This is a genomic window from Rhodanobacter sp. B04, from assembly GCF_002001125.1.
In the GTDB taxonomy this organism is placed as follows: Bacteria; Pseudomonadota; Gammaproteobacteria; order Xanthomonadales; family Rhodanobacteraceae; genus Rhodanobacter.
Map to the genome: position 1 here is coordinate 105820 of NZ_MUNV01000005.1, position 12171 is coordinate 117990.

Annotated in this window: 14 protein-coding genes; 9 read left to right on the forward strand and 5 right to left on the reverse strand. The window is 65.9% G+C overall.

All coding sequences use genetic code 11. The features are described from left to right. The first annotated feature begins 116 nt into the window (after positions 1-116). On the forward strand, positions 117-608 hold the full coding sequence (locus B0E46_RS00515) for an asparaginase domain-containing protein (protein WP_077553758.1): 492 nt from the start codon (positions 117-119) through the stop codon (positions 606-608). A gap of 87 nt (positions 609-695) precedes the next feature. Here the strand turns inward: B0E46_RS00515 and B0E46_RS00520 are convergent, their stop codons facing one another. Both B0E46_RS00520 and sufT read right to left on the reverse strand, forming a co-directional pair. Beyond that, positions 696-2840, reverse strand: a complete 2145-nt coding sequence (locus B0E46_RS00520; RefSeq protein WP_077553759.1) for a pre-peptidase C-terminal domain-containing protein — start codon at positions 2838-2840, stop codon at positions 696-698. Positions 2841-3329: 489 nt separating this feature from the next. Then, positions 3330-3887 carry a putative Fe-S cluster assembly protein SufT gene (gene sufT, locus B0E46_RS00525; RefSeq protein ID WP_077553760.1) on the reverse strand — a complete coding sequence of 186 codons (558 nt, stop codon included), beginning with the start codon at positions 3885-3887 and terminating at the stop codon, positions 3330-3332. Positions 3888-4112: 225 nt separating this feature from the next. Here sufT and B0E46_RS00530 point away from each other — a divergent pair, with 225 nt between their 5' ends. Continuing rightward, positions 4113-4565, forward strand: coding sequence for a hypothetical protein (locus tag B0E46_RS00530; RefSeq protein WP_077553761.1), 453 nt, complete (start codon positions 4113-4115; stop codon positions 4563-4565). Between the two features lie 4 nt (positions 4566-4569). Here B0E46_RS00530 and B0E46_RS00535 read toward each other — a convergent pair whose 3' ends face one another. Next, positions 4570-6048: an NAD(P)(+) transhydrogenase (Re/Si-specific) subunit beta gene (locus tag B0E46_RS00535; protein ID WP_077553762.1), complete on the reverse strand. Its 1479-nt coding sequence runs from the start codon at positions 6046-6048 to the stop codon at positions 4570-4572. Then, positions 6048-6353 carry an NAD(P) transhydrogenase subunit alpha gene (locus tag B0E46_RS00540; protein ID WP_077553763.1) on the reverse strand — a complete coding sequence of 102 codons (306 nt, stop codon included), beginning with the start codon at positions 6351-6353 and terminating at the stop codon, positions 6048-6050. The genes B0E46_RS00535 and B0E46_RS00540 overlap by 1 nt, the downstream gene beginning before the upstream one ends. Before the next feature lie 240 nt (positions 6354-6593). Between B0E46_RS00540 and B0E46_RS00545 the strand changes: the two genes are divergently transcribed. The 3 genes from B0E46_RS00545 to B0E46_RS00555 are packed head-to-tail and all read left to right on the forward strand — an operon-like array spanning position 6594 to position 8125. Beyond that, complete coding sequence (locus B0E46_RS00545; RefSeq protein WP_077554137.1) at positions 6594-7178, forward strand: RNA polymerase sigma factor; 585 nt, start codon at positions 6594-6596, stop codon at positions 7176-7178. Continuing rightward, positions 7175-7588, forward strand: a complete 414-nt coding sequence (locus B0E46_RS00550; protein WP_077553764.1) for a hypothetical protein — start codon at positions 7175-7177, stop codon at positions 7586-7588. Before B0E46_RS00545 ends, B0E46_RS00550 begins: the two co-directional genes overlap by 4 nt. A 3-nt stretch (positions 7589-7591) precedes the next feature. Further along, positions 7592-8125, forward strand: coding sequence for a DUF3106 domain-containing protein (locus tag B0E46_RS00555; RefSeq protein ID WP_077553765.1), 534 nt, complete (start codon positions 7592-7594; stop codon positions 8123-8125). A gap of 33 nt (positions 8126-8158) precedes the next feature. Here the strand turns inward: B0E46_RS00555 and B0E46_RS00560 are convergent, their stop codons facing one another. Continuing rightward, the gene (locus tag B0E46_RS00560) at positions 8159-9259 is read right to left on the reverse strand and encodes an NAD(P) transhydrogenase subunit alpha (protein ID WP_077554138.1); all 1101 of its coding nucleotides are present in this window, start codon (positions 9257-9259) and stop codon (positions 8159-8161) included. 135 nt (positions 9260-9394) lie between these two features. Between B0E46_RS00560 and cdd the strand changes: the two genes are divergently transcribed. From cdd to B0E46_RS00580, 4 genes are all read left to right on the forward strand, one after another. Further along, positions 9395-9811: a cytidine deaminase gene (gene cdd / locus B0E46_RS00565; RefSeq protein WP_077553766.1), complete on the forward strand. Its 417-nt coding sequence runs from the start codon at positions 9395-9397 to the stop codon at positions 9809-9811. 61 nt (positions 9812-9872) lie between these two features. After that, positions 9873-10442, forward strand: a complete 570-nt coding sequence (locus B0E46_RS00570; protein WP_077553767.1) for a nitroreductase — start codon at positions 9873-9875, stop codon at positions 10440-10442. Continuing rightward, complete coding sequence (locus B0E46_RS00575; protein WP_077553768.1) at positions 10430-11344, forward strand: 5'-3' exonuclease H3TH domain-containing protein; 915 nt, start codon at positions 10430-10432, stop codon at positions 11342-11344. The genes B0E46_RS00570 and B0E46_RS00575 overlap by 13 nt, the downstream gene beginning before the upstream one ends. 72 nt (positions 11345-11416) lie before the next feature. Continuing rightward, a complete protein-coding gene (locus B0E46_RS00580) occupies positions 11417-11998 on the forward strand; it encodes an NUDIX hydrolase (protein WP_077553769.1) in 582 nt (193 codons plus the stop codon). The last annotated feature ends 173 nt before the right edge of the window (positions 11999-12171 follow it).

Consider the following 12171-nt stretch of genomic DNA (forward strand, 5'->3'; position numbering starts at 1 on the left):
AAGCCGGGGCTTTGCAGCCATGGCTTTCTTCCACACCACACCAAAGCTCCGTGGCAGGGCCGCCGCTCGGACCCAACACGGGCTAAAATGATCCGTCCCCTCCTCGGCCCACACGCATGCAGCATCTGACCATCGTCACCACCGGCGGCACCATCGACAAGATCTATTTCGACGACAAGTCGGACTACAAGATCGGTGCGCCACAGATCGGCGATATCCTCGGCCAGCTCGGCGTGGCGTTCCAGTTCGACGTGATTCCGATCCTGCGCAAGGACAGCCTGCATATGGGCGCCGAGGACCGCGCCTTGGTACGTTCGACGATCGAGGCGCAGCCGCATCGCCATGTGCTGGTCACCCACGGCACCGACACCATGGTCGAAACCGCCCGCGAACTGGCGAACATCAAAGGCAAGGTGATCGTGCTGACCGGCGCGCTGAATCCGGCGCGCTTCCAGGGTTCCGATGCGGTGTTCAACATCGGCTGTGCGGTGGCCGCCGTGCAGACGTTGCCCGATGGGGTCTACATCACCATGAACGGACGGGTGTGGGATCCGGCCAAGGTGCGCAAGAACCGCGATGCGAACCGCTTCGAGGAAGCCGCCGGCTAGTCGCACGGCAGCACGCATTTCGAAAAAGAGCAGGGGCCTGGTCTTGCAGACCGGGCCCCTGCTGTTTTCACCGCTGGTACTGGACGCTTACCAGGTTGCCTTCAGGCTCACGCCCGAGAACGCCGAGTAGCCGCGCAACTTGATGTAGTACGTGCCCGATGGCGCGCTGAAAGTGCAGCTCTCGTTGTTGCCGCTCAGATACGGACGACAGTCGTAGCTGGTGGTGCTCGGCGCGGAACCTTTCTTCACGTACAGATCCACGTCACCGGTACCACCGGAGCTGGCGATGGTCAGGCTGCCGGTACCCGCCGGCACCGTCACGGTGTAGCTCAGCTCCTGATTCGCAGCACCGGACTGACCGGTCACCGGCACGCCGTTCTGCAAACCGCCCGAACCGCTTCCAGTGGTGTAACTGGCTGTCAGCGTTATGCCGGAGAACGTGCTGTAGCCGCGCACCTTGATGTAATAGTCGCCCGCCTGCGGCGCCGCCACCGTGCAGCTCTCGTTGTTGCCGCTCAGGTACGGGCGGCAGTCGTAGCTGGTCGTGGTCGGTGCCGCGCCGAACTTGGTGTACAGGTCGGCATCGCCGGTGCCGCCGGACATCGCCATCACCAGGTTGCTGGCGCCCGCCGGCACGGTGATCTTGTAGGCAAGCTCCTGGCTCGCACTGCCGGAAAGACCCGTCACCGGCGTGCCGTTCTGCAGCGTCGTGGTACCGCCCGTGCCGCCACCGCCCGAGCAGATCACACCGACGCCGCTGAATGCCGCCGCCACGTCGCTGGCGCTGTAGCCCAGATCGGTGGCCGCCGACTGCACGCCGCAGGCGCCCGAGTTGAACGTCGAGGTCGCCGTCCAGTAGGACTTGTTGGCCAGCGCATAGACCTGGAACGCCTTCTTGACGTTCCAGCCACTGGTCTTGGCCAGCAGGCAGAACGACTTGTTGTAGACGCCGCTGGTGTAATGCACGTCGAGGCTGGATTTGTAGTTGGTCGCGTTGTCGATCGAGCCGCCATCCTGCGGCGGGTTGCACATGTAGCGCAGCGCATTGCCGATGCCGGCACTGGTCTTGACGATATCCGCGCCAACCAGGAAATCGGCAGCGCCGCGGTCATAGTATTCGGCCGCCTCGCCGGCGATGTCGGAATACGCCTCGTTCATGCCGCCCGACTGGCCGGTGTACTCCAGGCCCGAGTTCTGCTCGGTATAGCCATGGCTGATCTCATGGCTGGTCACGTCCAGCGACACCAGCGGATAGAACGTGCTGGCGCCGTCGCCGAAGTACATCGCCGTGCCGTCCCAGAACGCATTCTCGTAGTTCGCCTTGTAATGCACCTTCATCACCAGCTGCATGTTCAGCGGTGCGGCGCCGGTGTAGGCAGTGTACATGTCGTGCACCACGCCGCCGAAATGGTGCGCGTCGTTGACCGGCGAATAGGCCCCGTTGATGGCGTCGGTATTGCTGGTCGGACAGGTGAAGCTGACCACCGTACCGCCACTGCTGGCCTGCTTCAGGTTGTAGGTCTTGACGTTGGTGTTGACCAGCGTGCAGGTGCTGCCCGACTGGGTCACGTCGAGCGCGGCGTAGTCGGTGCCGTAGGTGTATTTGCCGGTCTTGGTATTGCCGCCGGGGCCATTCGCTGAAGCATCGGTCAGGCCATTCCAGCTCTTGATGACCTCACCGGTGTTGGCGTCGACGATCGCGGTCGGCCGGCTCGGATTCGCGCCATTGACGAAGTAGGAAACGCGATAGACCAGCCGGGTCGGACCATTCTCCTGCGGATACACGAACAGCTCGGCCTGCTGGTTCTCCAGCGTGGCGCCTGCGACGAGCATGGTATGCGCATGTCCCTTCAGCGCCGTGATGGCCTTGTCGGAAGTCAGTTTGGGTGCGACCGAAAGCTGATCGAGCTGCGCATCCTGCAATAGCTCGCCGGTAGCACGCAGTGCATTGCCCTGCGCATCCTGTACCACGGCGATGCTGCGTCCATACACGGGCACGCCACGGAACAGCTGCTGGTGGCGCACGACCTTCTGGCCGCCCGCGATGGCCACCGAACTGCGTGCCGACAGCGACATGTTCTGGTCGAGATTCAGACGAGCCGCCAGCGAGCTGGCCGGCGCTGCACCGAGGTCCTGCGCATGCAGGGTCTGCGTGGTGGCGGCCGTGGTGGCCGAGGCGGTAGCCATGCCGATCGCGGCCACCAAGAGTTTGAGACGGAAGTGATTGGGCATTCCAATGCTCCTAGACAAAATCGGGGACAAACGGGCCCGATGCGGCCACGTGGACCCCATGCAAGAATTGCCGTGCAGGACACGGCTCCATATTCGTCAGCTGTCTAGCGATCCCAAAATACGTCCGGACCCGGCTGCCTTCCCCCTGGCAATCCATGCAAGGGCAGCACGTGGACGCGTAGCTGCAAAACGGCCATCACACCGCTAAAGGATCATCCGCCAACCTCCCCGATGGCGGATCACGAGACGATATTTCTTGCGAACCGTCGCCGCAACACGACTTTTTCCTACGACAAGTGACGGAAGTCACAGCCCGCAACACCCGGGCCGAAACTCAGCCCATCGCGAAAGGATCCCTGCATCATGGCAGCCACAGCGCCGCGGACTCGCAACAGCAATCGCGCGTTTTTGCGTCGTCACGCGCGCCCCGGAAACAGGACTCGCATGATATTACGCCGTCGCAGCCCGGCATCGCGCCGGTGCGACGGCTCAGAGCATGCCGGTTTCCAGCTTGGCCGCGTCGGACATCATCGAGTGGCTCCATGGCGGATCGAACACAAGATCCACTTCGGCCTCGGTGACCGTGGGAATCATCTCCAGCTTGGTGCGGGCGTCGTCCACCAGGATGTCGCCCATGCCGCAACCGGGAGCGGTCAGCGTCAGCTTCACGTAGACCTTGCGTTCGCCCGAAGCGGTCTGCTCCAGGCTGAGGTCGTAGACCAGCCCCAGTTCGACCACATTGACCGGGATCTCAGGATCGAACACCGTGCGCAGCTGGTCCCACGCCAGCTTTTCCACATCCGCGTCGGTGGCATCGGCAGCCACCTCGATCGGCGCGGGCGGTTCCTTGCCCAGCGCATCGGCATCCTTGCCCGCGATGCGGAACAGGTTGCCTTCCACATACACGGTGAAACTGCCACCCAGCGCCTGGGTGATGTAGCCGATCTGGCCCGCCGGCAGGCTCACCGCCTCACCCTGCGGCACCATCACGGCCGCGCAGTCACGCAACAGGGTGAAAGGTTCACTGCTCAGACTGAAACCACTCATGCCACTCGCCAATCCGTATCTGCGGGCGGGACCGTGCGTCGGACCCAGGTTGTCTATTATGCCGTCCGTCGACCGGACACGCTCGTCCAAGATCAGGTCGAAACCATTGAACTCAAGGATGGGCACTGCACGCTCGCTGCGGCCAGCGGTTCCATGCAAGTTATGATGGCCGCTTTGCCCGATGGATAAACGCATGTTTCGAGCTGCCCTGGCGCACGGCCTCCAATGAGCGCGCGCACCGTGTTGCTATTCGTGTCTGCCGTGTTCATTACCGCCATGCTGGGACTGGCCGCTGGTGCGACATGGATGGTCGCAACGCTGTACCTCGGGCATCCGATGCCGTGGCTGGCGTTGCTGTTCGGTGCCTTGCTGGCCTGGACGATACGCCATGGCGTGCGACCGCCAGGCATCCTCACCGCACTGCTGGCGGCCTCCGCCACGGCATTGGCAGCGGTCTACGTCAACATGCTGATCGCCGCCGTGCAGATCGCCGGCAACATGGGCATGGGCCTGGTCGAGGCGTTGCGCACGGCCGGCATCGGCATGCTGTGGCAACTGGCACGCCTGGCCTTCGCACCGGCCGATCTGGGCTGGACCGCGCTGGGCATGTTGCTGGCTGGATGGCTGACGTGGCGTACGCCGCGAAAGCGTGCGCACGCCGTCACCGCAAGCAAATAGCCACTCAGCTATCCAGCGACTTGAGCTCGGTCACCAGCTGCCCGGCGGCAGCCTGCCCGTCGCCATACAGCATGCGGGCATTGTCGGCATAGAACAGCGCGTTCTCGATGCCCGCAAAACCCGTGCCCTTGCCGCGCTTGACCACGATCACGTGTTTCGCGTTGCTGACATCGAGGATCGGCATGCCGTAGATCGGCGAAGCCGGGTCGGTCTTCGCCAGCGGGTTGACCACGTCGTTCGCGCCGATCACCAAGGCCACGTCGGTGGTCGGGAATTCGGGGTTGATGTCGTCCATGTCGGCGATCAGGTCGTACGGCACGCCGGCCTCGGCCAACAGCACGTTCATGTGGCCCGGCATGCGCCCGGCGACCGGGTGGATCGCGAATTTCACCTTGACCCCGCGCTTGATCAGCAACTGGGCAAACTCCCACACCTTGTGCTGCGCCTGCGCCACGGCCATGCCGTAGCCGGGCACGATCACCACGCGCTCGGCATAAGCCATCATCACCGCCGCATCGCTGGCCTCGATCGGCTTCTGCGCGCCCTCGATCGCCTGCGCCTCGCCGCCGGCTGCGCCGAAACTGCCGAACAGCACGTTGCCGATCGAGCGGTTCATCGCCTTCGCCATCAGCTGGGTCAGCAAGGTGCCCGCCGCGCCGACCACGGTGCCGGCGATGATCATCGCCTCGTTGCCCAGCACGAAGCCCTCGAACGCCACCGCCAGACCGGTGAACGCGTTGTACAGCGAGATCACCACCGGCATGTCCGCGCCACCGATCGGCAGCGTCATCATCAGCCCGAACAGCAACGCCAGCGCGAAGAACGCCACGATCAGCCCCAGGCCGGCATGGCCGCTGGCCAGCGCGATGCCCGCCACCACCGCGGCCGCCAGCAGCAACATGTTGACCGCGCGCTGGCCGGGAAACACGAAGCGCTTGTCCAGCCAGCCCTGCAGCTTGGCGAACGCGATCAGCGAGCCGGAAAAGCTCACTGCGCCGATCAACGCGCCAAGTACGCCCAGCACCAGCTCGACCGGCGACAGCACCGCCACCGCCTGCACCGGGGCCAACGCATTGACTGCCCAGCTTTCCGGCCGCAGCGGTGAAGTGTCGGGAATCCCCGCAGGGTGCAGCAACGCCAGCTTGCGCACGTAGCCGATCAGTTCGACCGCGCCGATCGCCGCCGCCGCGCCGCCGCCCATGCCGTTGTACAGCGCCACCATCTGCGGCATCGCGGTCATCGCCACGCGCCGGCCGCTCCACCAGGCCGCGCCGACACCGATCAGCACCGCGGCGGCAATCAGTGGAAGGTGGTGCATGTCCGGCAGGAAAAACGTGGCCAGCACCGCCAGCAGCATGCCAAAACCGGCCCAGACGATGCCGCCACGCGCCGTGCGCGGCGAACTCATGCGCTTCAGACCGAGGATGAACAGCAATGCCGCAACGAAATAACAGGCCTTGATCAGCGTCGGCAACCAGCTCATCAGTGGGCCCCCTTGCCGGCATCCGGCTTGCTGGACTTGAACATCTCCAGCATCCGCTCCGTCACCACATAGCCGCCGGCGGCGTTGCCGGCGCCCAGCAGCACCCCGATGAAACCGATCGCGATCTCGAACGACGTTTGCGCATGCCCTAGCGCAATCATCGCCCCAACCAGCACAATGCCGTGCACGAAGTTGGAACCAGACATCAATGGGGTGTGCAGAATCACCGGCACCCGCGCGATGATTTCATAGCCGGTAAATGCGGCCAGCATGAAGATATACAGCGCCAGGAAACCGTCGATCATGACCCCACCCCGCCAGGACTCAGTTATGCCTGCATCATACGGGAACCTCGAAAAACTTCGAGATTCCCGTGCCCGCCACCAAGAGCACGTCGCAACCAGCCCGGGAAACCAGCAGGACGGCGGTTTTTCGGGGCCCGGATGCGTGTACCAGTCAACCCAGGCAGACCTGCCGCGTTGATCACGGGAACCGAACCCATGGAGCCCGAGGATGCGTCACCCGACGATGCGGAAGCGGTGGCCATGAACAGCGCAGTCGGCATGCTCGATGCGGACCTGCTGAGCGACACGCGCGAAACGCCCGCCACGCTGGACGCGTTCCTGGCCCAGGTGGAGCGCCGTGCGTTCCGCATGGCAGAACTGCAGCTGCGCCAGCGCGAGGACGCCATGGACGCGGTGCAGGATGCGATGCTGCGGCTGGTCAAGCATTACCGCACGCGGCCGGCGACCGAATGGGCGCCGCTGTTCTGGGGCATCCTGCGCCGGCGCATCGTCGACCTGCAGCGCCGCCGCAAGGTGCGCTCGATCGTGGTGGGCTGGCTCGGCGGTGGTCGCGACGACGATGGCGACGAACTGCCCGCCTGGGAGCCCGCCGACCAGGGCCCCGGCCCGCTCGACCTGCTGCACGACGCGCAGTCGTATGCCGACATGACTGCCGCGGTAAGGCAACTGCCGCAACGCCAGCGCGAGGCATTCATGCTGCGCATGCTGGAAGGGCTGGACGTGGCGGAGACCGCGCTGGCCATGGGCTGCTCCGAAGGCAGCGTGAAAACCCATCTGTCGCGCGCCATGCATCATCTGCGCGATCAACTGGAGGACTGGCGATGAGTACGCCTAAAAATCAGCCTGACAACCGGCCCGACAAGCCATTGGAACAACGTGCCCGCGCGCTCTATCTCGAGGCCGCCCAGCGCATCGACCCTGCCACCGCCGGACGCCTGCGTGCGGCCCGACGACAGGCTCTGGCGGCTGCCCGGGCGCCGCAACCGCATACCGCCCGCTGGCTGATTCCGACCGGCGCGTTCGCGGCCATCGCCCTGGCCGCCTTGATGGTGTGGCAGCCGTTGCCGCACCGTGCGCCGAGCCCGCCGACCCAGGTGGCCAACGCCACGGACGCGAGCGCCGATCTCGACAACGAGCTGCCGCCCGACGCCGACAAGACCGACCCGAACCTCTACCAGAACCTCGACTTCTACGGCTGGCTGGCCGCCAACAACAGCCAGCCGGCCAACCGCTGAGCCATGACCCGACACCCTCGCCCCGTCCTGCCCCTGCTGTTCGCCGCGCTGCTCGGTGGCGTCATCGCTGCGCCATTGCATGCGCAGCAGATGCCACCCCCGCCGCGCCCGTGGAGCAGTCTCGACCCGGCGCAGCGCGAGATGCTGGCGCCGCTGCGGCAGGAATGGAACACGCTGCCGCCGCGCCGGCAGGAGCGCATGCTGCAGCGGGCCGAGCATTGGGCCACGCTTCCCCCCGAGCGACGCGAGCAGATCCGCCAGCGCATTACCCAATGGCAGCAGATGACGCCGGAGCAGCGCCGGCAGGCGCGCGCGAACGAGCAAAAATTCCACGAGCTCTCACCCGCGCAGCGTGAACAGCTGCATGCCACGTTCGAACATTTCCAGCAGCTGCCACCGCAGCAGCGCGAGCGGCTGATGAAGGAATGGCAGAGTCTGCCGCCCGCACAACGCGAGCGTTGGATGCCCCCTCCAGGCCATGCCGGGATGCCACCGCCTCCGCCGGGGCACAGGCCTCCGCCGCCTGACGGCATCTGATCCAGCCACCCCCTTGTGCGGGTGGCTTGCTTTTCAGGCGCTGAAACGAGCCTCGCCGGCATGGCTAAGGCAGCTCTTCGCGATCAGCTCGTCGGCAAAGTCCGGCTGCAGCACGCCGTCGCGAACCAGCAGCTCGATGAAGTTGAACACGTTGCGCGCATACATTTCCGAGGCATGCAACGGCGCGCCGGCCGGCAGGTTGAGCGGACCGAGGATCGTCACGCCACCATGCTCGACCCGTTCGCCCGGCCGGGTCAGTTCGCAATTGCCGCCGCCTTCGGCGGCCAGGTCGACGATCAGCGCACCCGGCTTCATGCCCTCGACCATCGCGGCGCTGAGGATTTTCGGTGCGGGGCGTCCCGGCACAGCCGCGGTAGTGACGATCACGTCGATGGATTTCAGATGCTCGGCCAGCGCCTGCTGCTGGGCCGCACGTTCCTCGGCCGACAGCTCGCGCGCATACCCGCCGCTGCCGGCCGCACTCACGCCGAGATCGAGAAACTTCGCGCCAAGCGACTCCACCTGCTCACGGGTTTCCGGGCGCACGTCGTAACCTTCGGTCTGCGCGCCGAGGCGGCGCGCGGTGGCGATCGCCTGCAAGCCAGCCACGCCGGCACCGATCACCAGCACCTTCGACGGACGGATCGTGCCGGCGGCAGTGGTCAGCATCGGGAAGAATTTCGGCGAGGCCTCGGCGGCTATCAACATGGCGCGATAACCAGCCACCGCTGCCTGCGAACTCAGCACGTCCATCGCCTGCGCACGGGTAGTGCGCGGCAACAGCTCCAGCGAGAACGCGGTGAGCTTGTGTGCGGTCAACGCACCGATCCGCTCATTGGCGCCATAGGGGCGCAGCTGGCCGACGACCACGCTGCCTTCGCGCAATCCGGAGTACACCGTGTCGTCGGGCGGCAGCACGCAGGCCAGTACGTCGGCCTGGGCCAGCACCCCGGCGGCATCGGCAAACTCGACTTCGGCATAGGCACCATCGGGGAAACCGGCGGCACGGCCCGCATCGCGCTCCAGCAGGACGCGCAACCCCTTGCCGCGCAGCTTCTTCGCCATCTCGGGCGTGATCGCCACACGCCGTTCCCCGGCGGCGGTCTCACGCAAAGCGGCTACGGTGATCGGCATGGTGCAATCCCCTTCGAATGGTGCGGACATCTTAGCGTTACTTGAACGGCCTTTGATCCGGGCAACGCCGAAAGAGTAAGCTGTCCCGCCGGCACATGCGGCTCGCGCCGCCCGGGGTCATCGCCGGAGATCCCGATGCCCGCAATACCCGACAATTTCGATGCCCTGCTGACGCTGGCGCGCAGTGCGCGCGAGCGGGCCTATGCGCCGTATTCGCAGTTCCAGGTCGGTGCCGCCCTGCTGACCCGCGACGGCCGCCAGTTCCACGGCTGCAATGTGGAGAACGCCGCCTACGGGCTGTGCAACTGCGCCGAACGCACCGCGCTGTTCAGCGCGATCGCCGCCGGCTGCCGGCCCGGCGACTTCGCCGCGCTGGCAGTGATCGCCGATACCGACAGCCCGGTCAGCCCCTGTGGCGCCTGCCGCCAGGTCATGTCCGAACTGTGCGATGACACCATGCCGGTAGTGCTGACCAACTTGCGCGGCGACGTGCAGGAAACCACGGTGGCCGCGTTGTTGCCCGGCTCGTTCAAACTGGTGCAAACAGCCTGACCGTTCGCGCGCGACCGGGGCGCCGGTTAGCATGGACGTCCTTGTATCGCCGGGTTCATTCATGTCTGCCGCCCTAGCCCTTCTCCAGCAACGCCATTCCGTGCCCTCGCGCCAGCTCGGCGAGCCGGCACCGGACGAAGCGACCGTGCAGGCGCTGCTCGAAGCGGCGATCCGCGTGCCCGACCACGGCAAGCTGGTGCCATTCCGGCTGATTCGGCTGGATGGCGAGGCCAAGTTGCGCTTCGGCGAGCAGCTCGCCGAGCTGGCGATCCGCAACAGTCCGGAGCTGTCGGAGGCCAAGCAGGAAAAAGAACGCCTGCGCTACACCTTTGCGCCCCTGGTGCTGGTGGTGGTGGCGCGGATCGACGACGCCAGCAAGGTGCCGGCGATCGAACAGACACTGTGCGCCGGCAACGTCGCCTACAACATCCTGCTCGGTGCCTATGCGCTGGGTCTCGGTGCGCAATGGCTGACCGGCTGGGCAGCCTACGACCGCGAAGTGGCAAGCATGCTCGGGCTGGCCGCACACGAGCACGTGATCGGCTTCGTCCACCTGGGTACGCCGCAAATGGACGTGCCCGACCGTGATCGGCCTGCGCTGGCCGACCTGCTCAGCACATGGGCGCCGTGAGCAAGACGACAAACGGACTTCCAGCCGTCCATCTGGTCGACGGCAGCCTGTATGTGTTCCGCGCCTGGCACTCGATGCCGGACGAGTTCTTCGATGCGGACGGCCATCCGGTCAATGCGGTGCATGGCTATACCCGCTTCCTGTGCGAGCTGCTGGAACGCGTCCAGCCCGAACACATCGCGGTCGCGTTCGATGCCTCGCTGACCAGTTCGTTCCGCAACGCGATCTACCCGCCGTACAAGGCCAACCGCGAGTTGCCGCCGCCCGACCTGGAGCGGCAGTTCGTGCAGTGCCGCGCGATCACCGAAGCGCTCGGCGTGCACCTGATGATCGACCACAGCTTCGAGGCCGACGACCTGATCGGCAGCACGGTGTGGAACCTGCGTGCGGCGGGATGGCGCAGCGTGATCGTTTCCGCCGACAAGGACTTCGGCCAGCTGCTGGGCGAGCACGACGAGCAGTGGGACTATGCGCGCGGCCTGCGCTGGGGACCGGCCGGCGTGCATGAGAAGCTCGGCGTGCACCCGCACCAGGTAGCCGACTATCTCGCCCTGTGCGGCGACGCGGTGGACAACATCCCCGGCGTGCCCGGCATCGGCGCGAAAACCGCCGCCGCCCTGCTCACCCACTTCGGCAGCCTGGACAACCTGCTCGACCGCATCGACGAGGTGACCTTCCTGCGCCTGCGCGGCGCCGCAACCTGCGCCGCGAAGCTGCGCGAGCATGCCGAGCAGGCCCGGCTGTACCGTCGCCTTACCCGGATCGCGCTGGATGCGCCTGGCGCAACGTCGATCGATACCTTGTTGCGCCGACGGCAGCAGCCCGGTCAACTCGACAGCCTGTGCGAACAACTGCGCTTCGGTGCGTTCACCCGCAGCCGCCTGCGCGCCCTGCTGCGCTGAACCAGACACGCCTGTTGTGACGACGGGCCGGGCACGTCAACATGGGGGCTGCCTTCGGAGCCGCAGACACTCATGAGCAACCCCGCAAACCGCATACCCGTCGACGCCGACGCTCCGGTGGAAACCCTGTGCGAAGGCCGCTGGCTGAGCCTGCGCAAGCGCGGCCGCTGGGAATACGCCGAGCGCAACAATCCCGGCGGCGCGGTGATCATTCTCGCGGTGACGCCCGAGGACAAGGTGTTGTTCGTCGAGCAGTACCGCGTGTCGATCCTGCAGAACACCATCGAGATGCCGGCCGGCCTGGTCGGCGACATCGCCGATCAGGCCGACGAAAGCGCCCTAGTGGCCGCACAGCGCGAACTGGAAGAAGAAACCGGCTACCGCTGCCAGCGCGTCGACTTCGTCCACCGCGGCCCCTCGTCGTCCGGCATGAGCACCGAGATGATCGTGTTCGTCCGCGCGTGGGATCTGCAAAAGGTCGGCCCCGGTGGCGGCGACGAGACGGAGAACATCGTGGTGCACGAGGTGCCGCGACACGAAGCCGGTGCGTGGCTGTTTGCGCGTGCCGCCGAGGGCTACTCGATCGATCCGAAACTGTTTGCCGGCCTGTGGTTCATCGAGCACACCGGATCCGGTGGCCTCGACACACACTGAGCGCATCCGGCGGATGGCCACGATCCGCCTGGAGGCCACGCAATGGGCAGATCAGGTCTACGCCATCGCAGACGAAAACCGCCAGGCGTGAACCACGCCACGCGCGACGGCACCCATCCAGCCGCGCTCACGGTCCACTCGTTCTTGTGGACCATGTCCCGCGACACCGGCGA